Source organism: Streptomyces sediminimaris (assembly GCF_047049295.1).
Classification (GTDB): domain Bacteria; phylum Actinomycetota; class Actinomycetes; order Streptomycetales; family Streptomycetaceae; genus Streptomyces; species Streptomyces sediminimaris.
In genome coordinates this window covers 7,268,216-7,294,173 of the sequence record NZ_JBJWOT010000001.1, presented here as the reverse complement: position 1 = coordinate 7,294,173, position 25,958 = coordinate 7,268,216, and the positions used below count along the sequence as shown (strand labels likewise).

23 protein-coding genes are annotated in these 25,958 nt (G+C 70.9%); 9 read left to right on the top strand and 14 right to left on the bottom strand.

Annotated elements, in window-relative coordinates; translation table 11 throughout:
- Positions 1-20 precede the first annotated feature (20 nt).
- The 8 genes from ACJ9NR_RS33420 to ACJ9NR_RS33385 all read right to left on the bottom strand — a co-directional run bounded on the left by ACJ9NR_RS33420 (position 21) and on the right by ACJ9NR_RS33385 (position 8,918).
- Positions 21-1,109, bottom strand: coding sequence for a pentapeptide repeat-containing protein (locus tag ACJ9NR_RS33420; protein ID WP_412490945.1), 1,089 nt, complete (start codon positions 1,107-1,109; stop codon positions 21-23).
- A gap of 15 nt (positions 1,110-1,124) precedes the next feature.
- Positions 1,125-1,646, bottom strand: coding sequence for a dCTP deaminase domain-containing protein (locus ACJ9NR_RS33415; RefSeq protein ID WP_412490946.1), 522 nt, complete (start codon positions 1,644-1,646; stop codon positions 1,125-1,127).
- Between the two features lie 14 nt (positions 1,647-1,660).
- Positions 1,661-2,767 carry a PEP-utilizing enzyme gene (locus tag ACJ9NR_RS33410; RefSeq protein ID WP_412490947.1) on the bottom strand — a complete coding sequence of 369 codons (1,107 nt, stop codon included), beginning with the start codon at positions 2,765-2,767 and terminating at the stop codon, positions 1,661-1,663.
- A gap of 12 nt (positions 2,768-2,779) precedes the next feature.
- Positions 2,780-3,763 (bottom strand): radical SAM protein, encoded by a 984-nt coding sequence (locus ACJ9NR_RS33405; RefSeq protein ID WP_412491841.1) that lies wholly within the window; start codon positions 3,761-3,763, stop codon positions 2,780-2,782.
- A gap of 42 nt (positions 3,764-3,805) precedes the next feature.
- Entirely contained in the window at positions 3,806-4,612 is an 807-nt protein-coding gene (locus ACJ9NR_RS33400) for a PEP/pyruvate-binding domain-containing protein (RefSeq protein WP_412490948.1), read from the bottom strand.
- A 136-nt stretch (positions 4,613-4,748) separates the two neighbouring features.
- Complete coding sequence (locus ACJ9NR_RS33395; protein ID WP_412490949.1) at positions 4,749-6,884, bottom strand: putative bifunctional diguanylate cyclase/phosphodiesterase; 2,136 nt, start codon at positions 6,882-6,884, stop codon at positions 4,749-4,751.
- Positions 6,881-7,693, bottom strand: a complete 813-nt coding sequence (locus ACJ9NR_RS33390) for an SAM-dependent methyltransferase (protein ID WP_412490950.1) — start codon at positions 7,691-7,693, stop codon at positions 6,881-6,883. The genes ACJ9NR_RS33395 and ACJ9NR_RS33390 overlap by 4 nt, the downstream gene beginning before the upstream one ends.
- Positions 7,694-7,970: 277 nt before the next feature.
- Positions 7,971-8,918, bottom strand: coding sequence for an SCO0930 family lipoprotein (locus ACJ9NR_RS33385; protein WP_412490951.1), 948 nt, complete (start codon positions 8,916-8,918; stop codon positions 7,971-7,973).
- Positions 8,919-9,626: 708 nt separating this feature from the next.
- Between ACJ9NR_RS33385 and ACJ9NR_RS33380 the strand changes: the two genes are divergently transcribed.
- The 3 genes from ACJ9NR_RS33380 to ACJ9NR_RS33370 all read left to right on the top strand — a co-directional run bounded on the left by ACJ9NR_RS33380 (position 9,627) and on the right by ACJ9NR_RS33370 (position 11,290).
- Positions 9,627-9,755 carry a hypothetical protein gene (locus tag ACJ9NR_RS33380; protein ID WP_412490952.1) on the top strand — a complete coding sequence of 43 codons (129 nt, stop codon included), beginning with the start codon at positions 9,627-9,629 and terminating at the stop codon, positions 9,753-9,755.
- 16 nt (positions 9,756-9,771) lie between these two features.
- The gene (locus ACJ9NR_RS33375; RefSeq protein WP_412490953.1) at positions 9,772-10,530 is read left to right on the top strand and encodes a bestrophin-like domain; all 759 of its coding nucleotides are present in this window, start codon (positions 9,772-9,774) and stop codon (positions 10,528-10,530) included.
- Positions 10,531-10,726: 196 nt separating this feature from the next.
- Entirely contained in the window at positions 10,727-11,290 is a 564-nt protein-coding gene (locus ACJ9NR_RS33370; protein ID WP_412490954.1) for a hypothetical protein, read from the top strand.
- Positions 11,291-11,415: 125 nt separating this feature from the next.
- Here ACJ9NR_RS33370 and ACJ9NR_RS33365 read toward each other — a convergent pair whose 3' ends face one another.
- Positions 11,416-11,907: a hypothetical protein gene (locus tag ACJ9NR_RS33365; protein ID WP_412490955.1), complete on the bottom strand. Its 492-nt coding sequence runs from the start codon at positions 11,905-11,907 to the stop codon at positions 11,416-11,418.
- Between the two features lie 342 nt (positions 11,908-12,249).
- Between ACJ9NR_RS33365 and ACJ9NR_RS33360 the strand changes: the two genes are divergently transcribed.
- Entirely contained in the window at positions 12,250-12,918 is a 669-nt protein-coding gene (locus tag ACJ9NR_RS33360) for a class F sortase (RefSeq protein ID WP_412490956.1), read from the top strand.
- A gap of 58 nt (positions 12,919-12,976) precedes the next feature.
- Here ACJ9NR_RS33360 and ACJ9NR_RS33355 read toward each other — a convergent pair whose 3' ends face one another.
- Together ACJ9NR_RS33355 and lysX are read right to left on the bottom strand one after the other, a co-directional pair.
- On the bottom strand, positions 12,977-13,810 hold the full coding sequence (locus ACJ9NR_RS33355; protein WP_412490957.1) for a polysaccharide deacetylase family protein: 834 nt from the start codon (positions 13,808-13,810) through the stop codon (positions 12,977-12,979).
- Between the two features lie 132 nt (positions 13,811-13,942).
- Positions 13,943-17,221 (bottom strand): bifunctional lysylphosphatidylglycerol synthetase/lysine--tRNA ligase LysX, encoded by a 3,279-nt coding sequence (gene lysX, locus ACJ9NR_RS33350; protein ID WP_412490958.1) that lies wholly within the window; start codon positions 17,219-17,221, stop codon positions 13,943-13,945.
- A gap of 85 nt (positions 17,222-17,306) precedes the next feature.
- Here lysX and ACJ9NR_RS33345 point away from each other — a divergent pair, with 85 nt between their 5' ends.
- Both ACJ9NR_RS33345 and ACJ9NR_RS33340 read left to right on the top strand, forming a co-directional pair.
- Positions 17,307-17,768 carry a universal stress protein gene (locus ACJ9NR_RS33345; RefSeq protein ID WP_412490959.1) on the top strand — a complete coding sequence of 154 codons (462 nt, stop codon included), beginning with the start codon at positions 17,307-17,309 and terminating at the stop codon, positions 17,766-17,768.
- A gap of 108 nt (positions 17,769-17,876) precedes the next feature.
- A complete protein-coding gene (locus ACJ9NR_RS33340) occupies positions 17,877-19,304 on the top strand; it encodes an amino acid permease (RefSeq protein ID WP_412490960.1) in 1,428 nt (475 codons plus the stop codon).
- A 30-nt stretch (positions 19,305-19,334) separates the two neighbouring features.
- Here ACJ9NR_RS33340 and ACJ9NR_RS33335 read toward each other — a convergent pair whose 3' ends face one another.
- Positions 19,335-20,483, bottom strand: coding sequence for a CapA family protein (locus tag ACJ9NR_RS33335; protein ID WP_412490961.1), 1,149 nt, complete (start codon positions 20,481-20,483; stop codon positions 19,335-19,337).
- Positions 20,484-20,715: 232 nt separating this feature from the next.
- Between ACJ9NR_RS33335 and ACJ9NR_RS33330 the strand changes: the two genes are divergently transcribed.
- The 3 genes from ACJ9NR_RS33330 (at position 20,716) to ACJ9NR_RS33320 (ending at position 22,766) form a co-directional block, all read left to right on the top strand.
- The gene (locus tag ACJ9NR_RS33330; protein WP_412490962.1) at positions 20,716-21,261 is read left to right on the top strand and encodes a sigma-70 family RNA polymerase sigma factor; all 546 of its coding nucleotides are present in this window, start codon (positions 20,716-20,718) and stop codon (positions 21,259-21,261) included.
- Positions 21,262-21,416: 155 nt separating this feature from the next.
- Positions 21,417-21,929, top strand: a complete 513-nt coding sequence (locus ACJ9NR_RS33325) for a hypothetical protein (RefSeq protein WP_412490963.1) — start codon at positions 21,417-21,419, stop codon at positions 21,927-21,929.
- A gap of 177 nt (positions 21,930-22,106) precedes the next feature.
- The gene (locus ACJ9NR_RS33320) at positions 22,107-22,766 is read left to right on the top strand and encodes a zf-HC2 domain-containing protein (RefSeq protein WP_412490964.1); all 660 of its coding nucleotides are present in this window, start codon (positions 22,107-22,109) and stop codon (positions 22,764-22,766) included.
- Between the two features lie 44 nt (positions 22,767-22,810).
- On the opposite strand, the gene ACJ9NR_RS33315 is transcribed toward ACJ9NR_RS33320, so the two are convergent.
- Positions 22,811-23,674, bottom strand: a complete 864-nt coding sequence (locus ACJ9NR_RS33315) for an Fpg/Nei family DNA glycosylase (protein WP_412490965.1) — start codon at positions 23,672-23,674, stop codon at positions 22,811-22,813.
- Between the two features lie 55 nt (positions 23,675-23,729).
- Positions 23,730-25,805: a SpoIIE family protein phosphatase gene (locus tag ACJ9NR_RS33310; RefSeq protein ID WP_412490966.1), complete on the bottom strand. Its 2,076-nt coding sequence runs from the start codon at positions 25,803-25,805 to the stop codon at positions 23,730-23,732.
- Positions 25,806-25,958 lie beyond the last annotated feature (153 nt).

Genomic DNA, 25,958 nt, shown 5'->3' with positions numbered 1-25,958 from the left:
CTCCAACGGTTCTCCGACTGTCACTCACTGAGCAGGCGCAGGAACACCGCCGAGAACAACAGCGCCAGCAGGCAGGCGGACAGGGCGAAGTAGAGCAGCGAAACCGGGATCATCACGCCGTAAGGCGTGAACTGGTTCACCTCCGGACTGACCATCCCGAGCGAGGAGTACTGCGCCAGCCGACCGACGTCGCTTTCGCCCTTTCCGAGGTCTGTGCTGACGTTCCGCACCCGTGGTTGCGCGGAGGCAGGGGAGACGGATCCTCTGACAGCCGCCGCAGGCCGGGGCGCCTGGTAGATCACCCCGCTGCCACTCGTGAAGATGGACACGAGGCACGCGGTCAGCCAGAAAGCGAGGAAGAGGAGCCCAAGATTCCGCAGGATGCGCAGCGGGCGCACGCCGTACCCGCTCAGGAACTCGGCAGTGTACGCGAAGCCGGTGCGGATGATCGTGCGCACGATCTGGTCGCGGTACTGGCCACCGGTCAGCGCGCTGTATCGGTAGAAGGACCGGGTCAGGTAGTAGCGCTCGTTGTACTGGCAGTGCACCGCCGCCTGTCCATTGTGGTTCTCCCGGTACAGACGCTTGAGCCGGTTGTAGATCTGCGAGCGCTGCAATGCGGCTTCCTGCGGGTCCAGTTCGTCGAACGTGAACCCGTAGCCACCGACCTGATAACTACGCAGACACAGGTCCTTCGTGTCCTGGATAACCTGGCCGAAGGGTACGTCGCGGACGTTGTGCTCGATGTCCACCGAGAAGGTCACCGATCGGCGGCGGGACTCCACTCCGAAGTCGAGCAGCTTTGCGTACGTCACGTTCGCCGAGGAATTAAGCAGCCATCCGTAGGTGAATGCCCCCCGAAAATCGGCCCGCGTAAGATTCGCACCGTCGAGCTCGACCGCATAGAGGACGGACCGCACGAAATTACAGCGGTAGAGGTCCGCTCCGGAGAAGTTGGCCATACTCAGATCGCTGTCCGAGAAGTCACAGTCCTTGCATATGGCGCCGGAGAAATCAGCCCCCACCAGACATCTGCTGGAGAAGTCAACGCCTATGAACGTCTGCCCGGCAAACACACCCGGCTCCCACACACCCTGATACGACGCCATACCCTCCCCCTCTTGTCACGCACGGCCACCGTTGAGCATCGGGAATCTGTTGTTGTAATCCTTTAGGTTCGGTTCGTTGCGGGGATACATGATGCGATAGATGTTCGCGAAGCAGTACGCTTCACCGGCCGCCAGATGAGATGTAGGCCGACGTACCGTTATCTCGAATATGATCGGCGCGGGCCCTGCATTTCCGAAGCCAGGGACAACGAAGTTCGACGACTGAAGCGTTTCAAGCCCTATACGGGCGAAGCGGGAGCGCGTGTGCAGAGACGCCACGAGCCCCATGCCGAGCGAGAAACGTTCACGAGTGATGCCGAGATAGAACGAACCCGGGTCTAGCCGGGCCGCGGGCAGCGGAATCTGCTTGAGGACGGCGTGCTGAGGTGCCCGCAGGTCGACATCGCCGACCACCTCGTGCAGTTCGGCCATGTGGAGGGCTATGCGGTGCTCGTCCAGAAATTCATGGCCGCCCTCTATAAACAGATCGCCGGACCTCATGAGCGAGCCGATCTCGGAGATGTTGCACAGATGCATGGCGACGCCTCCCTTCACGTCGTCCGGATGATGCCTGAATCGGCGTCCACAGTCACACACTGCCCGCTCTGAATCATCTCCGTCGCGTTGACCGTGCCGATGACACAGGGAATTGCCATCTCCCGGCACACCACGGAGCAGTGGCTCAGCAGTCCGCCGCGATCGGACACCACCGCCGCCGCCTTGGCGAGCAGGGGAATCATGTCCGGGGTCGGCTCCGAGCACACCAGCACCTCGCCGTCCGCGAGATCCAGCAGGTCGGCCTCCCGCTGGAGGAGGACGCGAGCCACCCCGACCGCGTGCCCCCGGCTGGCGGTCACGCCCTGGACCTCTGTCTGCTCGGTGGCCTGCTGGGCCCGGATGAGGTCCAGGTACGAGGCCTCCAGGCGCCTACCCATCGCGATGTTGAAGTCGATGAAGCGGATATCCGCACTGGGTCCGACCACAGCCTCGTAGTACCCCTCCATATAACCGCCGCGTGTGAACGAGCAGCCGAGGCTGCGGCTCAGTTCAAGCTGCGCGGATGCGGCCACACGCGTGTGCTGGACCACGGAGGCTGCGATCTCCTGATACTTGGCCTGCGGTGGCACCACACTCCACTCAGCATCGAAATTATGCGTGAAGATGCTCGGTGTCGCCGCCGTGTAATCCCCCTGAGTGAGCTGCCGCAGACTACCGCGCACCACTTCTCCAATGATGCCACTGAGGGTCACGACAAAAATAGTGGCCCACTCGTTCGGCATGTGCGGAGTGAATTCGATGTCACAGTCCGAGAGGTCACTGACCTTCGACTCAAGCCACTGGAGGAGTTCGTCCACCGGTAGGTTGCGGTTACGCACCACCGTCTCAGTACCGCGATGGAAGGACCGTACGGCGTAGGCGCCCCGGGCGGTCCGAAGGAATTCCTCGAACTCCGGCGCGCGTTCCGCGACCTGCTGCCCGGAAAAGGGCACCACGTGGAGGATGGGAAGACCCATGCGCTCATGCAGAAATCGAAGCCGACTCGAACGGGTGGAGTCCTCGTTGAGGATCGCCTCCCGACTGTCCGGGCGCGCAACGGCCAGCCAGTCCGCCAAGGCGGAATGGCTGCGAAAATATTCTTGAGGTGAAGGGCGCGTCATCTCATCATCTCCTCATTGGATGGAAGGCACATACATTCCCGCGGCTGGAAGCGTCACCTTGTCAAAGATGCACGCCACATGCTGTCCGACCCTCTCGGACTCCTCACACAGTGGAGCGTTGACGATCCGCATGGCGGGGCAGTGCTTGAACTCCCGCTCCTGCGTGCCTTCGGTGCGCCGCAGCAGAAAATTTGGATTCCGTTTCAGGTCGGTCCCGTCCCAGGTGAAGGAATGCCCGTCAGCCATACCCAGAAACATGGGGCACTGAAATACTCTGCCATCCGGAAAGAGCAGCAACTCGCTGTCCTTTTCCACGGCACAACCCGAAAGCGACGCCCGGGAGGTGAAGCCTCGGTCGACACGGACGGGAGTGGTGAGCCCCAGCTTTTTCATTTCCTGGCGCAGAGCCATCCAACGGCGTGCCGAAATGACCGGCTGGCGTGCCGCATAGCCCCGGTTGGAGACGTAGTGCACGTTGATGTGGTGGAGCTTGAGCTCATCGAGCAGTACCAGTGTCGGCAGCGCCCGCTGCAGGTTGTGCGTACCGATGGACACGATGGCCGCGGCCTCGTGGCCTGCTTGCCGCACGGCCTCAAGGCTGCGCAGCGCCCGCTCGAACGACCGCGGCCTGCGGATGCCGTCGTGGACAGCCGACGAATCGCCGTCCACGCTCACCGTCACCGCGAACGGTGCGTCGTCGCGACGCTCCTCCAGGAGCCTACCTAACGAGAGGCCGCCGTTCGAGACAAGTCGGACGCGGAATCCCAGCTCTTGCGCCCTGGCGATGGCGCGGCCGATATGCGGGTACAGGCTCGGTTCCCCACCGAGGAACGCCACCTCCTCGGATGACCACTCGGTTCTCGCCGTCTCCAGGAAGGCGCACAGTGCGTCCCAGTCAAGATCGGCAGCCGTGTCGAGGAGCTCTCCGACGAAGCAGTGGCCGCAGCGCATGTTGCAGCGGAAGGTCGTGTAGACGTCGATGGCGGGAACACGCATCCGTTTCACTGCCTTCTCTTGGCAACAGGACAACCGGAAATCTCACACGGTGACAGGGCGGCTCTGCAAGATGCGCAAGCGGCCGCCGGTGAAGGCCCACTCGATGTCCTGGGGGCCACCCAGCAGCGCCTCGCACCGGGCACCGGCCTTCGCCAGCTCTTCCAGTTGCCCGGGGGTGAGCGACGGAACCCCTCGCCGCTCGGCCGGCACGGGCACGATCGCTGTCCCGCCACCGACCGCGGCCCGTACCATCCGCTTCTTGTCCGCGTTCTCCCGCTCCATGACCCGGCCCGTCCGGTCCAGCGTGAAGCGGTCGGAGCTCGCGCCTCCGGCGACCGTGCTCTGACCGAGGCCCCACGCCGACTCCACGAGGAAGACCGGGGCCCCTGTGACGGGGTGCACGGTGAACAGGACGCCGGATGCCTCCGCGTCGATCATCTCCTGCACGATGGCCGCCATCCGGACGTCGTGGCGCAGTCCCAGCATCGAACGGTAGGCCACGGCCGAGTCCGAGTGCGCCGACGCCCGAACCGCGCGCAGCGCCTCGCACACGTCGTCCACGACGCCCCTGACGCCCACAACCGAGGTGAAGACACCAGCGTAGGAGCGCGCCGAGCCGTCTTCGTCCGCGGCCGAGGAGCGCACAGCGAGTACCGAGCAGCCCAACCGCCCAAGTGCCTGGTCGAGTTCGGCTGTGAAGCGTGGCGCCTCCAGGGCCGCGAGCTGGGGTTGGGTGACGCAGAATCCTGGGGGAACGGGAAGTCCCTGGCGCGCGAGCAGGGCGAGGCTCAGGGCTTTGGGCCCGACCTCGTCCACCGCGTCGACTTCGGCCAACGTGATGATCGACACATCGCGAGTGTAGAGCCTGGCTCCCGGCCCGTCCTCGACTTGGACAACACCACGACTCCGACCACCGCCGCGCTTAGCACGCTTGGGGCCGGATGCCCGGTCGTCCGGCCCCTCACCGCCGCCCGCCTGCGGTCCGTCAGCCCGTCGCGTCCACCAGCGCCAGCTCGTGCAGCCGGTCCGGCGGGCCCGGGCGGGCGTAGTACCAGCCCTGGGCCGTGTCGCAGCCCAGTATCCGCAGCTGCTCGGCCTGGGCCCCGGTCTCCACTCCCTCGACCGTCACCGCGAGGTCCAGGGAGTGGGCGAGCGAGACGATCCCTTCGACGATCTTGAGGTCGACGGGGTCCGCCGGGAACTGCTGCATGCTCTGGGTGAAGGAGCGGTCCAGCTTCAGGACGCTCACCGGCAGGCGGCGCAGGTTGGCCAGGTTCGAGTAGCCGGTGCCGAAGTCGTCCAGGGCGATGTCGACACCCATCTCGGCGAGCCGGCGCAGCGGCTTGAGCAGGTCGTCGTCGGCGCCGATGAGGGCCGACTCGGTGACCTCAAGGCACAGCGCGTCGGGTGCGACGCCCGCGCGCTCCAGGATGTCGACGGTGTCCTGCACCAGGCCCGGGTGAGTGAGCTGGCAGGGCGAGAGGTTGACGTTGATGCGCAGCGGTCCCGCGTCCTGGTCCCGCTCGCGCCACTCGCGGGCCTGGCGCACCGACTGCTCCAGCACCCAGCGGCCGAGCGGCACGATCAGGCCGGTGTGTTCGGCGAGCGGGATGAAACGGTCCGGGCCGAGCACCCCGTGCTGCGGGTGCAGCCAGCGCACCAGGGCCTCGGCGCCGCGCACACTGCCGTCGCCGAGGTGCACCAGCGGCTGGTACTCGATGAAGAACTCGCCCCGGTCCAGGGCCGCAGGCAGCGCGGTGGTCAGGCCGTGCCGGGTGATGGCGCGGGCGTCGGCCTCCTCGTCGGCGAGCTCGAAGCGGTTGCCGCCCGCCGACTTGGCCCGGTACATGGTGATGTCGGCGCTGCGCAGCACCTCCGCCGGGCTGCGCTCGCCCGCCGGGCCCTCGACGACGCCGATGCTGCCGCGCACGGTCAGCTCCCGGCCGTCGATGCTGATCGGGGCGAGCAGCGCGTTCATGATGCGGGCGGCGAGCTCGTCGACCTCGCGCTCGGTGTCGGGGCCGGTGGTCAGTGCGACGAACTCGTCGCCGCCGAGCCGCGCGACCATCTCCCCGGGCGCGGTCGCGCAGGCCTGCAGCCGGTCGGCGACCTCCACCAGCAGCCGGTCGCCGGCGGCGTGGCCGAGGCTGTCGTTGACCGTCTTGAAGCCGTCGAGGTCGAGGTAGCACAGGCCGAAGCGCTGGCCCGGCCCGGCGCCCAGGGCCTTCTCCAGGCGTTCGAAGAAGAAGGTGCGGTTGGGCAGGCCGGTGAGCGCGTCGTGGGTGGCCTCGTAGCGCAGCCGGAGGTTGAGCAGCCGCCGCTCGGTGGTGTCCTCCATGAGGGCGAGCTGGTACTGCGGATCGCCGTCGGCGTCCCGCAGCAGGGAGACCGTGAGGTTGGTCCACAGGACCGTTCCGTCAGGCCGGTAGAACGCCTTCTCGAGGTGGTAGTGGTCGCGCTCGCCGCGGACGAGCTCGTCGTAGAGCGTCCAGGTCTGGGGCGCGTCCTCGGGGTGGGTCCAGGCCCTGACGTTGCGGGCGTGCAGGTTCGGTTCCGACACCCCGAACATGCGCAGCAGGGCGCCGTTGACCTGGAGGATGTTGCCCTCCAGGTCCGCGATGCCGATTCCTATGGCCGCGCCCTCGAAGACCGCGCGGAAGCGTGCCTCGGTCGCGTGCAGCGCCTGGGCCACCACGCCCTGCGCCTTCAGCGCGGCCGCGGAGATCGCCTCCTGCTCGGCCCGCGTCCGCTCGCGCAGCGCCTGCGCGAACCCGGCGGCCATGGTGTGCTGCAACCGGGCGCAGCGCGCCCGCAGTTCCTCCGGGTCGCCCTCCTCGCCGCAGTAGAGCACCAGGTAGGCGTCGACGCAGTCCAGCGTGCGGGTCAGCGCCTCGGGGTCGGTGCAGTGCGCGGCGACCAGGGCGGTGCCGACCGCCCGGCCCTCCTCCGCGTCGAGCGCGCGGGTGTGCAGCGCGTCACTCAGCCGACGGGCCAGCGGCAGGAGTTGCTCCTCGAGCTCCGGCCGGGTCAGCGACGTGGAGGTCACCGGGAAGACCGCCCGGCTCCAGATCGTCGCGAACCTGCGCAGTCTGCCCTCGGGCCCGTCCGGTTCCGCGTTCACGCCGTACGTCCTACGCCGGCGAACCCGGAGAAGGCGTAGGGATCCTCGTCCTCGGGCGCCGTCTGCGGCCGCCAGCGCGGCATCGGCACCAGTCCCGGTTCCACCATGTCGTACCCCTCGAAGAACCGCGCGATCGCGTCAGGCGAACGCATGATCAGCGGGTTGCGGATGTCCTTGTACACGTCCACCGTGCCCGCGGCCTGCTCGGCCGGGAGCGGGATCCCCTCGTACGAGGCATGGGTGAGGACGAGCAGGCTGCCGGGCGCGAGCGCGTCGCGCAGTTCGGCAACCGCCCCGTACGGGTCGTCCTCGTCGTCCACGAAGTGAAGTATGGCAACCAGAAGCAGCGCGACTGGCCGATTCCGGTCGATCAGTCGCTGCACCTCGGGACTGGCGAGGATCTCCTGGGGCTTGCGGAGGTCCGCGGCGGTGACGGCCGCGTTCTCGTTGCCGTCGAGCACCGCCTGGCTGTGCGCGACGGCGACGGGGTCGTGGTCGACGTAGACCACGCGGGCGTCCGGCCGGGCCGACTGGGCCACCTCGTGGACGTTCCCGAAGGTGGGGATGCCCGAACCGATGTCCAGGAACTGGTCGACGCCCTCGTCGAGGGCGAAGCGCACGGCGCGGCGCATGAACGCCCGGTTCGCCTGCATGATCTTCGGGAGTCCCGGCATGAACTCCATCGCCTTGCGGGCCGCCTCCCGGTCGACCTCGAAGTTGTGCGAACCGCCCAGGTAGTAGTCGTAGATCCGCGAGACACTCGGCACCGAGATGTCGATGCTCCGTGGGGCCCAGGCGGGACGTTCCATCTATCTCTCCAAGGCATAGGCGATCCGGTGTTCGAGCTGAGGCTACTGATCGCCCGCCAACAGGGCGAGCGGAACCGGAAATTGACCGTCCGTTCCCGGTCACTGCCTGAGGCAATTGCCACATTCGCCCGGTGCTGCGCCTTCCCGGAGGGGACATCCCCCTCCGGCAACCGCGCGGCGGCGCGCCGAAGGGCCCGCCCCCTCCGTGCGGTGCGGAGGGGGCGGGCCGCGGGGCCGTGCGCGCGTCCGGGTGCGATCAACCCTGGGGAGGTGACGCCTACTTCTTCGGCGCGCCGACCGGCTTTCCGTCGGGCGACATGGCGTACCACGTGCCGCCCACGCCCTGGCCGTTGACGTCCCCGGGCTCCTTGTCGCCGGAGAAGGTGTACGCGGGCCAGCAGTCGACGGTCATCTGCCTGACTCCGTCGGGCCGGGTGAAGCCCATCAGGCCCTTCTTCTCGATGCCCTTGGTGTCACCGGACGCCACCGGGCTCACCGCCGGCCACTTCGCCAGGCACGGGCCGGTGCAGTGGGAGATCGGCTTGGGCCAGGCCACGTCCTTCACGAAGCGGTAGACCGTCATGCCGTTCTTGTCGACGACGATCTTGCCGAGCTTGGGGTCGGTGCGCACGGACAGACCGGGCAGGTTCGCCTGGGTGGCCTTCTTGCCGTCGGGGGCGAGCGCGTACCACTTGCCGCCCACGCCCTGGCCGGTGACGTCGCCGGCCTTGGCGTCCTTCGCGTAGCGGTACGCCGGCCAGCCGCCGATGGTCAGCTGCTTGGAGCCGTCGGCACGGGTCACCTCGCCGAGCAGGGTCTTGTCGATGCCGGCGCCGGCCGTGGCGTCGTCCGCGGGGACCGGCGGCCAGACCTTGGCGCAGTCGCCGTCACAACTCGACTTCGGCGGCTCGGCGGTGTCCTCGTCGAAGCGGTACAGCGTCTTGCCCGCCCCGTCGGTCAGCACCTCGCCGAACTTGGCGCTCTGGGCGACGGTGAGCTTGCCCGCGGCCGGAGCCTGGGCCTGCCCGTCGGCACCGTAGCCGTTGCTGGGGCTGGCGCTCGCGCTCCCGCCGGCGCCGACGCTGCCGTAGTCGCCCGCCGCGGCCGTGGCGCCCACGTTCTGACTGCCCACCGACGGGCTGCTTCCCTGACCGCACGCCGTCGTCAGCGCCAGCACAGCCGCAGCGCTCGCCACGAGTGAGGCGCTCCGCCAGGAGGTCTTCATCGTCAACTCCCCACACATACAAGGGTGTTGCAGCGCCCTGCTGCGCCGCCGCACGGCCATGGGTACGAAGGGGACCACCGGTTGTGTTCAACCGCCGCCCGAATTTCTTTCCGGAACCTGTGACCCGGGAGGCCGTCTCGCACGCGTGTGCGCACCGGCAGACCGCCGAGCGTGGAGCGGCCAAACGGCCACGGGAACCTGATCCTTCGTTCGTGCCAATCCCGGCACACTCCGGCGTGCCCCGCCCCGCCAAGGCTCATGATCTTCGTCGTGCATGGACCCGAAACGACCCAAACCACCACGATCACAAGGGCGTTGGCGCTGGCACTGCTGACCTGGCTGCTGGTGGGGGTGCCGGCCGGCCGGGCGACGGCCGACGCCTGCGCTTACGCCTCGACGGGCCCGGACGGCATCCAGGCGGTGGCGGTCGCCGGTGACCTCCCCTGGCCGCTGCCGCCGCAGTGCACCACACCACCGCCGGCACCGGCTCCCACCCCCACTCCGGCACCGCCCGAACCGAGGCCCGCGCCGACGCGCACGCCGAAACCCAAGCCGCCGCCTCCCCCCGCACCGCCGCCGCGGCCCACGCCACCGCGGCCGAGCGTGCGCCCGGCTCCCCCGCCCCCGCCGCCCCCGGCCCCCACTCCGACGCCGACACCCACTCCGACACCGACGGTCCGGTCCGCGCACCGTCCGTCCGCGGCCCCCGTGACCTACCCGCGCTACCGGGCGCCGGTGCGCACCGGGCCGAGCCGCCACAGCACCTCACCGATCGTCTTCGTCCTGCTCATCACGGCTCCCGCCGTGATCGCCGTCGCCGCGCTGCGGGCGCGCTGACCCCTGGAGGCAACTCTTGCCGGAATGGCTTGTTCTCACCCTCGCGATGCTGGCCGCCTGCGGCGTCGTGGTCATCGTCACCCTCGTACGGCACCGGGCCGCCCCCGACGACGAGGACACCAGCGAGACCCCGGACGTCATCGAGTACATGACGATGTGGATCGGCGTCGTGTACGCCATCGTCCTGGGCCTGGCCATCGCCGGGGTGTGGGAGGGGCGCAGTGCCGCCCAGGACCATGTGCAGGCGGAGGCCGTCGCGCTGCACGAGATCTCGGAGCGGGTGCGGGTCTATCCCGCCGACGTCCGCGACCGGATCCGGGAGGATGTCAACGCGTATGTCGGACAGGTCGTCCACACCGAGTGGAGGACGATGGCCGACGACGGGCATCTCACCGCGCGCGGCGACGCACTCTTCGACCGCGTCCGCGCGGACGTCACCGACTACCGGCCAAGGACCGACTTCGAGGGCCAGGCCTACCAGCCGCTGCTGGACCAGGTCACCGCGGCGGACCAGGCGCGCAGCGCACGGGCCGACTCCATGGGGGCGACCATGCCGGGCGTGGTGTGGTTCGGGCTGCTCGCCGGCGCCGTGATCACCATCGGCATGGTCTTCGCGCTGCAGATCCGGCGCACCCTGCGCGAGCTGGTCCTCGCCGGGCTGTTCTCCGCCCTGATCGCCTTCCTGCTGTTCCTCATCTGGGACTTCGACGCGCCCTACACCCGCGGCATCACCGCCTCGCTCTCCCCGTATCTGCACCTCTTCCCGCACGTCTAGGACGTCCCGCGCCCCGGAGGCCGCCCGGGGACGCGCGCGCCCCGCCGCCGTCCCCTGGGTGGCCCACACGCGTGCCCCATTCGCACTACACCGATCGCGCGCACGCACTCCTCTTCCTAGCGTTTCGGTCATCGAGGTGCATTTCTCCCGACAGCGGAAAGAGTCCGCGGCTGCTCCTCGGGACCGGAGGAACACCATGCGCGCGATACGTGTCGCTTCGGCCGCGCTGCTGGGCGCCGGCGCTCTCGCCCTCTCCGCACCGGCCGCCGTCGCTGGCGACGTCGCGAGGGACGACAACCACGGCATCACGCCGTTCGCCTTCAGCGTGCTGCCCTCGACCGTCGCGGCCGGCGGCCACGTCTCCCTGCACGTGAACCGCGACGGCGACTGCAAGGGGCCGGCCACGGTCCGCTCGGCGGTCTTCGACACGGTCGTCATCCCGCCCAGGCAGTCCTGGGGGACAGCGGTCGTCGACCGGGACGCCAGGCCGGGCGCGATGTACAAGGTGACGTTCACCTGTGACGGCGCGAGCGGTTCCACGGATCTGACCATCGCGGGCGGCCGTCCGCGCCACCCCACACCCGTGCCGGTCGACCCCAGGCCGGTCCCGCTCACCCCCCACCGGGGCGTGCAGGCCGGTGAGGGCGGCAGCATCGCCGGGTTCGACCTCAAGGAGATCGGGATGGGCGCGGCGCTCATCGCGGGCTCGCTCGCAGCCGCGTACCACTTCTCGCGCCGCCGCGACGAGAACGGCGCCTGACCCGTCGGCAGGCCCGGACGCCGCCTGCCGGCACAGGTGTTCTGACAGCACAGGTCTTCGCCCCGGAACCCGAGAGCGGTTCCGGGGCGAAGTGGCGAAGAGGGGGAAGGCCCGCAAGGCGGAGGTCAGATCCGCCGCTCGGACCTGCGCCGCAGCCAGAAGAACCCGCCGGCCACGACCGCCGCGGCCACGAGCCCGCCGCCGATGGCCATGTCGGTCGGCGTCGCACCGCTGGAGCTGCCGCCGCCGAGACCGCCCTGGACGCCGCCGATGACGGTGAAGGCGGCCGGGTTCGTCAGCGTCTTGCCGTTGCAGTTGACGGTGATGCTGTGGGAGCCGTTGCGCGCGTTGCGGTTGACCGTCGCCGTGCCCTTGGCCGTCTGGGTGGTCCTGACCGGGGTGAGCGGTGTGCTCCGGAAGGCGTCCGAGGTCGCCGTGCCGCCGCCCGGGCAGCCGTCGACGGTGATGGTCAGCTGACCGCCGCGGGCGATGACGCTGGGCAGGGCGACGATGTTGCTCGGGTTGATGTTCATGCCGTCGGCCTCGGCCGCCGGTGCGGCCAGCCCGAGGGCGGCGACCGCGGCGGCGGAGACCGCCAGGGCACGATGAGTACTCATGTGATCCTCCGCGGAAGGCACCCCGGGGCCCGTCCCCGGTCTGTCGGCGAGGAAGCGCCTCCCAGAAAGACCCTCAGATGCCCCGGACGCGCCCGCATTTCGGCGACGGCGGGAAATGGTCCGTATCGGTGAGACGACACGCCGGGCGATCACCGCGCATTCCTCTATCGCCGCAGGTCACCGGAGCATTGGAAATTTCGTGTCGGTGGCAACTCGGATGGCGCACCGAAGGTGTCCGGGCCACCCGTTCGCGCCTGCCCCCGTCGCCGGTCGCACACTCGGCATTTAGCGTGGTCGTATGCGCGAACGACCCGGCGACGGCCGCGTCGAGAGGGGTGACGAATGTCTGCGTCGGAGCTGGCCGAACTGGCCGAAGAGGAGGAGCGGCGGAAGAAGCGTGCTCCGTGGGGCGTCATAGCGCTCGTCCTGCTGACCGGCCTCGCCCTCATCCGCAACGGCTCGGGCGAGTTCGACGTCGGCCCGCCGCAGCCCGCCACCGCCGCGGCGGCGGACAGCCGGGTCCCCGGCACCCCGGCGAACGACGTCCAGCCCCTGCCCTACGCCCTGCCCGACCGGGTCCGCATCCCCACGATCCGGGTCGACGCACCGGTGCTGCCGGTCGGCCTCGACGCGGACGGCTGGGTCGCGGCGCCGCCTCCCGAGGACCCCAACCTGGCGGGCTGGTTCACCGGTGGCGTCACCCCGGGCGAGAAGGGCACCGCGGTCGTGGTGGGGCATGTCGACAACAAACAGGGCCCGGCCGTGTTCTACAACCTCGGGGCCCTGAAAAAGGGAAATCACATCGAAGTCGCCCGCAAGGACGGGAAGACGGCCGTGTTCGAGATCTACGGCATCCAGGTCTTCGAAAAGAAGAACTTCCCCGGCGACCGCGTCTACGCCTCCAAGGGCAGCCCGGAATTGCGGGTCATCACCTGCGGCGGCGGTTTCTCCAAGAAGAACGGCTACGACGGCAATGTCGTCGTCTTCGCCCGCCTGGTCGAGGTGCGGTAGGAGTTCCCCGGCCGGGCCGGCGGTCACGGCGGCGGTGCCCGGCGCCGCACCGGCACCCTCACGTGGGGCGACGTCTCGGCACGGTGAAGTGGTAGCCGGAGTCCAGCAGATGCGGCAGCCACTTGTGCAGGGCGCGGACGGTCTGCGAGCGGTTGCCCCCGGCGTCGTGCGAGAGCACCACGACCCCGGGGGCGGCGCCGTGCTCGACCCTGCGGACGATGGTGCGGGTGCCGGGCCTGGCCCAGTCGCGGGTGTCGACGGTCCAGGCGAGGGGCTCCATGCCCATCTCGGCGCCGAGTTGGAACGTGGCGCGGTTCCAGACCCCGTAGGGCGCGCGGAACCACTGGGGCGGTTCCCCGTACGCCTTCTCGATGACGTCGCTGGTGCGCTCCATCTCGGAGCGGATCCGGGAGCGCTTCAGCCGGGTCAGCAGCGGGTGGCTCCAGGTGTGGTTGCCCACCAGGTGCCCGTCGTCGGCCATCCGGGCCAGCAGGTCCTGGTTGTCGACGGCCATCTCCCCGCACACGAAGAACGTGGCCCGCACGTCGTACGCGGCGAGCGTGTCCAGGATGCGCGGGGTGTAGCGGGGGTCGGGCCCGTCGTCGAAGGTCAGCACCATGGTGCGGCCGTGCACGGGCAGCCGCAGGAACGGCTCGTGCCGTACGGCGGTCGGGGCGGGCGCCGCGCGGAGCGGTCCGCCGTATCCGGTCAGCGGCCGCAGACGGTACGTGGACGGCTTGCGGGCGGCGCCCACCCCGGGTCCGGGAGCCGGAGCCGCCGGCTGTCCCGCTCCCCCGCCCAGCGCCAGCCCGGCGGCACCGCCCGCGAGGCCCAGAGCGGCGGCGCCGGCGACCAACACCTGGCGCCGCGTGAGCAACTGATCCGTCTTCATGACTCATCAGTCGCCCGAGCCGGCGCCCGGCGCCGTCACCGACACGGCAGCGGCGCCCGGAAAGCACCCGCCCGGAGCAAGCAGCCGGACCAACGACGGCGTGTCGGGGGCGGGTGCGGCCGGCGGCAGCCGTCAGCGGCGGCGCACCAGCGGGAAGGGCAGTGTTTCGCGGATCGTCAGGCCCGTGAGGAACATGACGAGGCGGTCGACACCGATGCCCAGGCCCCCGGTGGGCGGCATCGCGTACTCCAGGGCGCCGAGGAAGTCCTCGTCCAGTTCCATCGCCTCCGGATCGCCGCCGGCGGCCCGCAGGGACTGGGCGGTCAGCCGGCGGCGCTGTTCCACCGGGTCGGTCAGCTCGGAGTAGGCGGTGCCCAGCTCCGTGCCGAAGGCCACCAGGTCCCAGCGCTCGGCCAGGCGCGGGTCGGCGCGGTGCTGCCGGGTGAGCGGGGAGACCTCGGTGGGGAAGTCCTTGTAGAAGGTGGGCCGCCGCGTCCTCTCCTCGACCAGGCGCTCGTACATCTCCAGGACGACGTCGCCGCGCCCGTCGTCGGCGGTGTACGGCACGCCCGCGCGGTCGCACAGCCGGCGCAGCCGCGGCAGCTCCGTGCCGGCGTCGATCTCCTCCCCCAGGGCCTCCGAGATCGCGCCGTGGACCGTCTTGACCGGCCAGGTGCCCGAGATGTCGTACTCCTCGCCGTCCTTGCGGGCGACGGGTGAGCCGAAGACGGCCGTGGCGGCGCCCTGGACGAGTTCGCGGGTGAGGCCGAGCATGACGTCGTAGTCGGCGAACGCCTGGTAGGCCTCCAGCATGGTGAACTCGGGATTGTGCTTGTAGGAGACGCCCTCGTTGCGGAAGGTGCGGCCGAGTTCGAAGACCTTCTCCAGGCCGCCCACGCACAGCCGCTTCAGATACAGCTCGGGCGCGATGCGCAGGTACAGGTCGAGGTCGTAGGCGTTGATGTGGGTGGTGAAGGGGCGGGCGTTGGCACCGCCGTGGATCTGCTGCAGCATCGGCGTCTCGACCTCGAGGTAGCCGCGCTCCAGCAGGCCCTGGCGCAGCGCCTGCACCGCGGTGGAGCGGGCCCGGATCACCGCGCGGGCCTCGGGGCTGGAGATCAGGTCGACGTGGCGCATGCGGACCCTGGCCTCGGGGTCGGCCAGGCCGTGGCGCTTGTCCGGCAGCGGGCGCAGGCACTTGCCGATGAGCCGCCAGCCGGTGACGAAGACCGTCGGCTCGCCCCGGTCGCTCACGCCCGCCGTGCCCGTGGCGGTGATGTGGTCGCCGATGTCGGTGTCGGCGGTGAAGCGGTCGAGGGCGGGCCCGCAGCGGTCGCGGGTCAGGGCGAGTTGCCGGTCGCCCGACCAGTCGCGCAGCACGGCGAAGACGATGCCGCCGAAGTCCCGTACCCGCATGATCCGGCCGGCGACGGTGACCTGGTCGCCCGCGCGGACGTCGGCGAGGGCGTGGGTGAGCGGGGGGATGCCGACCGGGTAGGGGTCGACGCCCTCCGCGCGCAGCCGCTCCAGGGTGCGCAGCCGGACGCGGACCTGTTCGGGCAGGGCGGCCTGCGGACTGCCGGGCCCGGCCTCGTCCCCTCCGGCGAGGCCGAGCGCCGACAGCGACGGCAGGCCCTCGGTGGTGGCCGGCCTGTCCGCGCCCCTTGGGTGCCCCTTTCCCCAGAGCTTGCGCAGGGACGGCACGGAGACGAAGCCTTCGGCGATCCCGGAGGCCAGGCCGATGCGGGCGAGGGAGCCGGCGTCGCCGTAGCAGATGAAGCGCGGGTACCACTGCGGGCGGTACTTGGCGTTGGACCGGTACAGGGCCTCCAGCTGCCACCACTTGGAGAAGAACAGCAGCAGGCGCCGCCACAGCCGCAGCACGGGCCCGGCACCGATGCGGGCGCCCTCCTCGAAGGCCGAGCGGAAGACGGCGAAGTTCAGCGAGACGCGGCGCACCCCCAGCTTCGGCGCGGCGGCGCACAGTTCGGCGACCATGAACTCCATGACGCCGTTGGGTGCGGCGCGGTCACGGCGCATCAGGTCCAGGGACACGCCGTCGCGGCCCCAGGGCACGAAGGACAGCAGGGCCAGCAGGCGGCCGTCCTCGCCCAGCGCCTCCACCAGGAGGCAGTCGCCGTCCGCCGGGTCGCCGAGACGGTCCAGGGCCATGGAGAAACCGCGCTCGGTCTCGGTGTCGCGCCAGGCGTCCGCCCGGTCGACGATCTCCTCCATCTCCTCGTCGGTGAGGGTGGCGTGGCGGCGGATGCGGCACTGGGCGCCGGCGCGGCGCACCCGGTGCACGGCCTGCCGGGTCACCCGCATGTCACGGCCGTCGAGGTCGAAGTCGGCGACGTGCAGGATCGCCTCGTCGCCGAGTTGCAGGGCGCCGAGTCCCGAGCGCCCGAAGGCCCGGGCGCCGTCCTCCGAGGCGCCCATCACGGCGGGCGCCCAGGCGTGCCGGCGGGCCACGTCCAGCCAGGCGGCCACGGCGTGCGGCCAGGCCTCCCGGTCGCCCACGGGGTCGCCGCTGGCCAGGCAGACGCCGGCCTCGACGCGGTAGGTGACGGCCGCCTTGCCGCTGGGCGAGAAGACGACGGCCTTGTCGCGGCGGGTGGCGAAGTAGCCGAGTGAGTCCTCCTCGCCGTAGGCCCTGAGCAGGGCGCGGATGCGGGCCTCCTCGTCGCCGTGCAGGGCGGATTCCATGCGCTGCGAACGGAACAGGGTGGCGGCGGCGTTGAGCAGGGCGAGGGCGCCGAACAGGCCGAGCAGGAAGAACAGGGCGCGCGGCGGGCGGCCGTCGAAGGAGTGACCGGAGACCAGGCCGCCGCAGACGTGGTTGGCGGCCCACGCCAGGCTCTGGGTGTCGGGCAGCGTGCCGGGGAAGAGCTCCACCAGCCCCCAGCCGACGGCGATGCCGAGGACCAGCCCGGCGAGCAGGACGAGCAGGGCCCGGCGGACGGCGGCGCGGCGGGAGGCGGCGTAGAACTCCCGGCGGGCGACGATGAGCAGGGCCAGCGCGAGGGAGCAGACGACGAGGGAGCCGACGGACTCGGCGTACAGGCCCATTGCCACGCCGGCGACGTCGGCGAGGACCACGAGGCCGAGACAGCTGACGACGAGCCACCAGGCGATCTTCTTGCGGGCGGCGGTCGCGGCGGCGAGGAGGAAGAGGAAGGCGGCGTAGGCGAGGTTGTCGCTGACCGGGACGGTGAGCAGGTCGAGGACGCGGACCAGGGGAAGCAGCAGCACGCGCAGGGGCCGGATCAGGGCCAGCAGGACGCACAGCAGTCCCAGGGCGCCGAAGAAGGTCCCGAAGGCCTCCGGCACCTTGCTCATCGGGCCGTGTCGGGGCGGCCGTGCCGGGCCGGTCGTCGCCGTGGGCGGGGAGGCCTCCGCGGTGGCACTCATGTTCCGAGGGTAGGAACTGCGCGGCCGCCTCGCCCGCCGAGCCCGCACATCGGCACGACCTGCGGCTTCGGATAGCCTCACAGCCGTGACGGAACAGCACTCGCATCAGTTCGAGCGGGGCACGGACGGGCCCAAGGTCATCGTGGTCGGAGTGGACGGCTCGGACACCTCGATGCGCGCCGCGGCCTATGCCGGCGGCCTGGCCCGGCGCCAGGGCGCGCTGCTCGCCGTCGTCTACGTGCAGCCGGTGATGGCCGCGGGCGCCGCCATGGGGGCGCCGGTCGCCGAGACGACGGACGAGATCGCCGAGGGGCTGATCGCCTACATCCGGGACGCGACCGAGCGGCTGAGGGGGATATTCGAGGTGCGCTGGGAGTTCCACACCTTCCGCGGTGACCCCTACGGCGGCCTGGTGAAGGCGGCGGACGAGCTGAAGGCCGACGCGGTGGTGGTGGGCGCCTCCGAGCAGGCCGGCCACCGGATCGTGGGCTCGGTGGCGGTCCGCCTGGTCAAGGCCGGGCGGTGGCCGGTGACCGTGGTGCCGTAGCGTGCGCCCGTGCCGCGCGGTGCCCGTGCGCGGCGTCTTCCCTCCCCCGGGCCGCTGGGCCATCATGATCGGCGGTCAGTCGTTGCCGAACGTGAAGAGGTGAGGCGCATGGCCCGGCTCCGGATGGGCGAGGGGATTCTCCGCCGCAAACCGATCGAGCACATCGAGGACACGGAGGTCGGCGAAGGCACCCGTCTGGAACGCTCGTTGGGACTGTGGCAGCTGACCGCGATCGGCGTCGGCGGCATCATCGGCGCCGGCATCTTCACCCTCGCCGGCACGGTGGCCAACGGCACGGCGGGGCCCGCGGTCCTCGTCTCCTTCCTCATCGCCGGTGTCGCGAGCGCCGCGGCCGCGCTGTCCTACGCGGAGTTCGCGGGGCTCATCCCGAAGGCCGGTTCGGCCTACACCTACGGCTACGCGGTGCTCGGCGAGTTCGCCGGCTGGTTCATCGGCTGGGACCTGCTGCTGGAGTACACGGCGATCGTGGCCGTCGTCGCCATCGGCATCTCCGGGTACTTCAGCTTCCTGGTCCAGGACATGGGCGCCGAGTTGCCCAGGTGGATGCTGGGGGCGCCCGGCACCGGGAGCGGGCACCGGGTCGACCTCTTCGCGGCCCTGCTGTGCCTGCTGATCGCCTACCTGCTCAACCAGGGCATCAGGAACGCGGCCCGCTTCGAGACGTTCGTCGTGGCGCTCAAGGTCCTGGTCGTGCTGCTGGTGATCGGCGTCGGCGTCTTCCACATCGACACCGGCAACTACCACCCGTTCTTCCCCTACGGCATCGGCGGCGCCTTCACCGGCGCGGCGACCGTGTTCTTCGCGGTCTTCGGCTACGACGCCATGTCGACCGCGGCGGAGGAGTCCAGGGACGCGGCACGGCACATGCCGAAGGCGATCATCTACTCGCTGGTCGTCTCGATGGTCCTGTACGTGGCCGCCTGCCTGGTGCTGACCGGGATGCAGGACTACCGGCACATCGACAAGGAGAGCGGCTTCTCCTCGGCGTTCAAGTCGGTGGGTCTCGGCGGACTCGCGGACGTGATCGCGGTGGGTGCGATCATCGGCATCCTCACCGTGATGTTCACGTTCATGCTGGGCGTGACCCGGGTGTGGTTCTCCATGTCCCGGGACGGGCTGCTGCCCAAGTGGTTCGCCAAGACCCACCCCACCCGGCACGTGCCGACCCGCGTGACCTGGATCGTCGGCGTGGCGTCGGCCGTCATCGCCGGCTTCCTGCCCATCGGCGAGGCGGCCGAGCTGACCAACATCGGCATCCTGCTGGCGTTCGTGGTGGTCTGCACGGCGGTGATCGTCCTGCGCTACCGGCGTCCGGACCTCCCGCGCTCCTTCCGTACACCGTTGATGCCGCTGGTGCCGGCGGTGGGCGTCGTCGCCTCCATCTGGCTGATCACCTATCTGCAGTGGCAGACGTGGGTGCGGTTCGCCGTGTGGTTCCTGGTCGGGGTCGGGATCTACTTCGGGTACTCCTACAGGCGCTCGGAACTGGCACGGCCTCAAGCCCCTCCCCCCTGACGAAGCCTTCGGGTTCCTCCGGTCCTCGGGCTACTCCCCCATCACCAGTCCGTCCCTGGCCGCACCGCGGCTGAGCACCACGTCCCGGATCGCGTCGCGTACGGCCTTCACCTCGGCGCCCCTGCGGATCGCCCGGTTGAGGTCGACGACCCGGCCGGCGTCGACGTCGAACATCTGCGGGATGAACTCCGCCTTGGTCACCTTCCAGCGCCCGCCCGGCCTCGCGGGCGGGGAGAAGGTGAAACGGCCGAGGGTGGACTCGTTGCCGCGCGGGTCCTTGGCGCCCGCCTTGTCGGTCATCTCGCCGGCGATCTGGTCGCCCATGCCGTAGATCACCCAGGTCCCGTTGACCTTCTCGTACGCCTGCGGCACATGGGCGTGGGTGCCGAGGATGAGGTCGATGTCGGGCCGGCCGCCCGCGCGGGCGGCCGTGAGCTGCCGGGCCAGGGCGAGCTGCTGCGCGTCGGGCGCGTCCTGCCACTCGGTGCCCCAGTGCAGGGAGACGACGACCACGTCGGCGCCCGCGCGCCGGGCGGCCCGGGCGTCGGCGAGGATCGCGTTCTCGTTCATGAGGCTGACGGCCCAGGGCTGACCGGCGGGCAGCGGTTTGCCGCCGGTGTCGAAGGTGTAGGCGAGGTGGGCGACCTCGGCGCCGCCCGCGCGCAGCATCGTGACGGTGTGCGCCTCCGCCTCCGTGCGCGCCGTGCCGGCGTGCCGTACGCCCGCCGCGTCGAGGGCGTCGAGGGTGCGGCGGATGCCCTGGGCGCCGTCGTCGAGGCTGTGCTCGGAGGCCGTGGAGCAGCCGTCGTAGCCGGTCGCGGCGAGAGCCTGGGCGATCTCGGGCGGGGACCTGAAGTCCGGGTAGCCGGTGTAGACGCCGCCGGTGCCGTAGACGGTCTCCATGTGACACAGCGCCAGATCGGCTCGGGAGACGACCGGCTTGACGCCGGAGAGCATCGGGCGGAACTCGTAGGCGCCGCCGCCGTCGAAGCGCGCGCGGTCGATGACGGAGCTGTGCGGAAGGACGTCGCCGGAGGCGACCAGCGTGAATCCGCGTGCCGCGGCCGGTGCCGGCCGGCCGGCACCGGCGGCCGGTTGACGGTGCTGGGCCTGACAAGCGGCGCCCGCGGCCAGAAGGGCCGTCAGGGCGAGGGCAACCTGTCGTCTGCGTGCAATCATCAGCTCACCCCACTGTGGTCCTATTTACGGACAAATACGTACGAACTTGGGAGCGCCGCCAAACAACCCCGCCGCGCCGATTAGCCCGTCCGGGTCCCCGGCTCTCCCGCGGCACCGCCGCGGACGGTGACCCGGACCGTTCGCCGAACCGTTCGCCGACGCGATCGACCGTCCGCCGCAGATCCCGGCGCGTTCCCTGTCCGGGAGCGGCGGCCCGCGGTGCCATACAGCCATGACGGCCGCACCCACCCTGCCGAACGCGACGACCGCCGAGCACGAACTCGCCGCACTCCAGCGGGAGCACGGACGCCCCCTCTTCGCGCTGCTGCTCCGGCTCTGCGACGGCGACCGGCAACGCGCCGAGGACCTCGTGCAGGAGACGCTCGTACGCGCCTGGCAGCATCCCGAGGCGCTGCGCGCCGACGACTTCGAATCCGTACGGCCCTGGCTGCTGACCGTGGGACGGCGGCTCGCCATCGACGCGCGGCGGGCCCGGCAGGCCCGGCCGCCCGAGGTCGGCGACGCGGTCCTGGAGCACACCCGGGTGATCGGCGACCACGCCGAACGGGCCGCCGCCGCCCTCGACGTACGGGAGGCTGTGAAGACACTCACTCCCGGGCACCGTGAAGTCCTGGTGCTCGTGTACTTCCAGGGGGCGAGTGTTGCGGAAGCCGCGAAGACCCTCGGGATCCCGCCCGGTACGGTGAAGTCCCGCGCGTACTACGCGTTGCGCGCCCTGCGCCGGGTGCTTCCGGGATACGCGGCCGACCTGCGGTGAAACGGACTGTCTGGTCAAGCCTCGGCAAAGCGCCTTGCTGAAGACATGCGTTGAGCAATGGGCTGTCTTCATCCGTGTTCCGGACTGGGGGCCCGGGGTCCCGAACGGGAGCCCGGGCGGGGCGACGCGCACGCACCGGAGGAAGGCAGGAAGGGATGCTGCACAGAGGTCACAAGAGCACGGACGGGACCGGCGGCGATGAACTGGTCGTCCCCATGGCCTGGCTGTACGCCGAGTACATCGCCGACGAACTGCTGCGGACGGGCGACCTGATGCCGCCGACGTCCTTCGAGTTCCGGGCCGGTCGCGACGCCCTGGCGCTGACCGTCTTCCTCTCGGACACGGACGGCGAGCTACCCGGCATCCGGGTGGTCTCCCAGCTGGAGAACTGGCTGTCGCTGACGGCCTACGACCAGCCGTGGCAGGACTGGGTGCGGGAGCGGATGGCCCTGCTGGGCGCCGAGGCGGCCGAAGCGGGAGGCCCCGCGCCCGACTTGGAACTGGCGGAGGCGGCCTGGCGCTGGCTGGAGGAGACCGAGCTTCTCGCGCCCGACCTGAACGCGGTGCCAGGCGGCGCCGTGGTCGGCGAGGACGAGGGACCGAAGGTATGGACCAAGGCGTGGCAACTGGGGCTGCCCCTCGGGCATCTCGCCATCCATCTCTTCTAGTTTCGTCCGGGTTCGTCCGGTTCCAGATTCGTCCGGTCTCCGACCAATCCACGGGTCCGTCCGCTCCGAATCCCTTGGTTGCGATTCTGTGGACGCCTTGAGTGATTCGACTGTCTGGTGCGTACCGGTGGGAGCAAGGAGTAACACCCCCCGCACCCAACGGCACGAGGATTCGGCATGTGGTCGTCCCAGGAGAGGCATCGCGACGTCGCCGCGTACGCGCTCGGCGTGCTGGACGAGGCGGACGCCTTCCGCTTCGAGGACCACCTCATGGAGTGCGCGCGCTGTGCCGCCTCCGTGACCGAGTTCGGGCCCATCACCCGGCAGATGATGCTGTACCGCCGGGCCACGCCGCGGTTCGTGAGCCCCATGAGCAGGCCCGGCCCGCAGTTGCTGGACCGGCTGCTGGCCACGGTGGCGGCCCGGCACCGGGCCGGCCGCCGGCGCTTCGTCTTCGCCCTCGCCGCGTCCGCGGCGATCGCCGTCACCGGCCCCGCCCTGGCGATGACGGCCGGCCACCGCGACGGCGGCGACACCGTGCGCATCGCGGCGACCGACGCGCGCTCGGGCGTGTGGGCGCAGGTGACCTCCCGGGACGCGGAGATGGGCAGCCGGGTCGAGTTCGAGATGAAGGACGGCGCGGGACCCCGCTCCTGCCGGCTGATCGCCGTGGGCCGCGACAACTCCGAGGAGGTCGTGACCAGCTGGACGGTCCCCCGCCACGACGCCCGCGCGATCACCATGCGGGGCAGCTCGGCCATGCACACCGCGGAGATCGCACGGTACGACGTGCGGACGGCCGACGGGGAGCACCTGGTGACCCTTCAGGCCCCCTGACCCACGGACGGGCGGGACCGACCGGACGGGCGGGGCCCGCGCCGCTACTTCAGCAACCGGGACATCCTCCGGTCCGCCAGCGGCTTGCCGCCCGTCTGGCACGTCGGGCAGTACTGCAGCGAGGAGTCGCTGAAGGAGACCTCGCGGATGGTGTCGCCGCACACCGGGCAGGGCTCGCCGGTACGGCCGTGCACCCGCAGGCCGCTCTTCTTCTCCGCCTTCAGCCGGCCCGCCGCCACCCCGCGGGAGCGCTCGACGGCCGCCCGGAGCGTGCCCTGGAGCGCCGCGTGGAGGCGGTCGGTCTCCTCGGGGGTGAGGGACGCGGCCAGCTTGAAGGGGGACATCCTCGCGGCGTGCAGGATCTCGTCGCTGTAGGCGTTGCCCACCCCGGCGATCAGGCTCTGGTCGCGCAGGGCCCCCTTCAGCCGGCGCCGCTCCGGCCGCAGCAGGCCGGCGAGGCGCGCGGCGTCGAAGTCGTCGGCGAGCGGGTCGGGGCCGAGGCGGGCCACGCCCGGTATCTCCCGGGGGTCCCGGACGACGTGGACGGCGAGACGCTTCTGGGTGCCCGCCTCCGTGAGGTCGAAGCCCGCCCCCGTCTCCAGGGCGACGCGCAGGGCGAGCGGTCCCCTGCCGGGGCGGGGCGGCCCGTCGGGGAGCCGGTCCCTCCACTGCAGCCAGCCCGCGCGGGCCAGATGGGTGACCAGGTGCGGGCCGCCGCCGGTGGCCAGGTCGAGGAACTTGCCGTGCCGGCGCACGGCGGTGACCTCACGGCCCTCGACGGCCGAGAGCGGGGGGTCGTAGGTCTTCAGGACGCTGATCGCGACGGGCAGCACCCGGACGATCTCGTGACCGACCAGGTGCTCCGTGAGGAAGTCCTTGAGCGCTTCGACCTCGGGCAGTTCCGGCATACGTCCAGGGTGCCACCCGGCACCGACGGTGCCGGGCGGGAGCGGGCGGGGCGGATCAGTCTCCGGGCGGGACCACGAACTCGCACCACACGCACTTGCCGCCGCCCCGCGCCTCCACGCCCCACGCGTCCGTCAGCAGGTCGACCAGGAGCAGGCCCCGTCCTGAGACGCCCGACTCCCCCGCGTCACGGCGGCGCGGCAGGGCGCTGGAGGAGTCCTCGACCTCCACGCGCAGCCGGCGGTCGCCGCCGGTGAGGACCCTGAGGGTGAGGATCGCGGAGCCCTCGGTGTGCATCAGGGCGTTGGTGACCACCTCGTCGGCGACCAGCTCGATCTCGTCGGCACGCTCCCCGGCGCCCCAGGCCCGCACCGCGGCGCGGATCATGTGCCGGGCCTGGGTGAGGGCCTCGGGATCGCCGGGCGCCACGTGCTGCTGCAGCCGGCTGCCGGACTGCGTGGTGTCCGGGCCGCGGCGGCGCAGCAGGAGCAGGGCCACGTCGTCGTCGCCGCCGCGTTCCTCGGCGACGTCGATCAGGCAGTCCGCGAGGTCCCGTACGTCGTCGGGCCCCGTGGCGATGAGCGCGGTGAGGACCTGTACGCCGTCGTCCAGGTCCGCGCCGGGCTGTTCGACCAGGCCGTCGGTGCACAGCAGCAGCGTGTGACCGGGGTCGAGCTCGAGGGTGCCGACCGGGTACTCCAGGCTCCCGAACTCGGCGGACAGGCCGAGCGGCAGTCCGCCGGGCACGGGCACCCGGCGGCAGCCGCCGTCGGTCGCGCGGATCAGCGGGTCGATGTGGCCGGCCCGGACCACCTGGACCACTCCGGTGGACAGGTCGGCCTCCGCGTACAGGCAGGTCGCGAAGCGGTCGGTGTCGAGTTCGTGCAGGAAGACGGAGGCGCGGGCCATCACGGTGGCGGGGGTGTGGCCCTCGGCGGCGTAGGCGCGCAGCACGATGCGCAACTGGCCCATGACAGCGGCCGCGTGCGTGTCGTGCCCCTGGACGTCGCCGATGACGGCGCCGACGCGTCCGCCGGGCAGCGGGATGAGGTCGTACCAGTCGCCGCCGATGTCGCGGCCCAGGGCGGCGGAGCGGTAGCGCACGGCGACGTCCGCGCCGCGCACGCTGGGGATGGTGCGCGGCAGCATGGCCTGCTGGAGACCGGAGGCGAGGTCCTTCTCCTGCTCGTAGAACATGGCCCGCTGCAGGCTCTGGGCGATGCTGCTGCCGAGGGCGAGCAGGACGTTGCGCTCCTCGTCGGAGAAACCGCGCCGGTCGTTGTAGAGCAGGCCCATGGCGCCGATCGGCCGGGCCTGCACGATCAGCGGCAGATAGGCGGCCGACGTGATGCGCAGGTCGGTGATGTGCGGCCACAGCAGCGGGTAGCCCTCGGCGAACTCCTCCGGCGACTCGATGAAGCGCGGCGTCAGAGTCCGTACGACATCGCTCATCGGGTAGGGCTCGTCGATCCGGGTGACCAGGGTGCCGGGGACGAAGCTGCCCGCCGGGCCCTCCGCGATCAGCCGGATGCGGCCGGCCTCGACCAGGCCCATGACCAGACTGGTGGCACCGAGGTGGGTGAGACCGTGGGTGTCCTTGACGACGTCGATGACGTCCTGGACGGTGCGCGCGTGGGCGAGGGCGGCCGTGGTGAGCTGGACGACACTGGTCTGGTGGCGCCGGGCCGCGTCCTGGGCCTCCTGCTCGCGGCGGGCCTCGCTGTCGGCGAGCTCCTGGGTGGCGTCCCGGACGATCCCGATGATCCGGCGCGGGCGGCCCGTCTCGTCGCGCCGGATGTAGCCCTGGGTGTGGGTCCAGCGCAGGGTGCCGTCGCGGCGGCGCAGGCGGAAGTAGGCGCCGTAGTTCTCGCTGCCGTCCTTCATGGCCCGGGCGACGAGGCTGTCCAGGCGGTACGACTCGGCCGCGGGGACCCGCAGCGCGAGGGTCTCGGGGTGGCCGTCGTACTCGTCGGGGCGCAGGTCGAAGACCTCGTGGGCCTGGGCGTCCATGTGGAACAGACCGCTGTCCAGGTCCCAGTCGAAGCTGCCCATGAGGTTGAGCGCCAGGATCGGATCCGGGTGGGCGGGCCAGCCGTCCGGGAGAGACGGGGCGCTCGCTCCCCGATCAACCATGGGGCCACCTTGCCAGGATTCGCCCGATTCTTCGACCGGTGGGCACGCGGGCAGGCCGCGGCGAGGGTTCGGGGGGCTGTCCGCGCCCCCTCCCCGCACCCCCGTCCGGACCATTCATCACTATGGTTTGATTCGCCCCCTTGGGTTACGCAG

Bases quoted from the DNA above. Each gene is read 5' to 3' on its own strand.
- ACJ9NR_RS33325 (WP_412490963.1), top strand. From the start codon at position 21,417: ATGCTGCACAGAGGTCACAAGAGCACGGACGGGACCGGCGGCGATGAA.
- ACJ9NR_RS33340 (WP_412490960.1), top strand. From the start codon at position 17,877: ATGGCCCGGCTCCGGATGGGCGAGGGGATTCTCCGCCGCAAACCGATC.
- lysX (WP_412490958.1), bottom strand. From the start codon at position 17,221: ATGAGTGCCACCGCGGAGGCCTCCCCGCCCACGGCGACGACCGGCCCG.
- ACJ9NR_RS33335 (WP_412490961.1), bottom strand. From the start codon at position 20,483: ATGATTGCACGCAGACGACAGGTTGCCCTCGCCCTGACGGCCCTTCTG.
- ACJ9NR_RS33360 (WP_412490956.1), top strand. From the start codon at position 12,250: ATGTCTGCGTCGGAGCTGGCCGAACTGGCCGAAGAGGAGGAGCGGCGG.
- ACJ9NR_RS33310 (WP_412490966.1), bottom strand. From the start codon at position 25,805: ATGGTTGATCGGGGAGCGAGCGCCCCGTCTCTCCCGGACGGCTGGCCC.
- ACJ9NR_RS33320 (WP_412490964.1), top strand. From the start codon at position 22,107: ATGTGGTCGTCCCAGGAGAGGCATCGCGACGTCGCCGCGTACGCGCTC.
- ACJ9NR_RS33410 (WP_412490947.1), bottom strand. From the start codon at position 2,767: ATGACGCGCCCTTCACCTCAAGAATATTTTCGCAGCCATTCCGCCTTG.
- ACJ9NR_RS33415 (WP_412490946.1), bottom strand. From the start codon at position 1,646: ATGCATCTGTGCAACATCTCCGAGATCGGCTCGCTCATGAGGTCCGGC.
- ACJ9NR_RS33405 (WP_412491841.1), bottom strand. From the start codon at position 3,763: ATGCGTGTTCCCGCCATCGACGTCTACACGACCTTCCGCTGCAACATG.
- ACJ9NR_RS33365 (WP_412490955.1), bottom strand. From the start codon at position 11,907: ATGAGTACTCATCGTGCCCTGGCGGTCTCCGCCGCCGCGGTCGCCGCC.
- ACJ9NR_RS33315 (WP_412490965.1), bottom strand. From the start codon at position 23,674: ATGCCGGAACTGCCCGAGGTCGAAGCGCTCAAGGACTTCCTCACGGAG.
- ACJ9NR_RS33385 (WP_412490951.1), bottom strand. From the start codon at position 8,918: ATGAAGACCTCCTGGCGGAGCGCCTCACTCGTGGCGAGCGCTGCGGCT.
- ACJ9NR_RS33355 (WP_412490957.1), bottom strand. From the start codon at position 13,810: ATGAAGACGGATCAGTTGCTCACGCGGCGCCAGGTGTTGGTCGCCGGC.
- ACJ9NR_RS33420 (WP_412490945.1), bottom strand. From the start codon at position 1,109: ATGGCGTCGTATCAGGGTGTGTGGGAGCCGGGTGTGTTTGCCGGGCAG.
- ACJ9NR_RS33330 (WP_412490962.1), top strand. From the start codon at position 20,716: ATGACGGCCGCACCCACCCTGCCGAACGCGACGACCGCCGAGCACGAA.
- ACJ9NR_RS33370 (WP_412490954.1), top strand. From the start codon at position 10,727: ATGCGCGCGATACGTGTCGCTTCGGCCGCGCTGCTGGGCGCCGGCGCT.
- ACJ9NR_RS33390 (WP_412490950.1), bottom strand. From the start codon at position 7,693: ATGGAACGTCCCGCCTGGGCCCCACGGAGCATCGACATCTCGGTGCCG.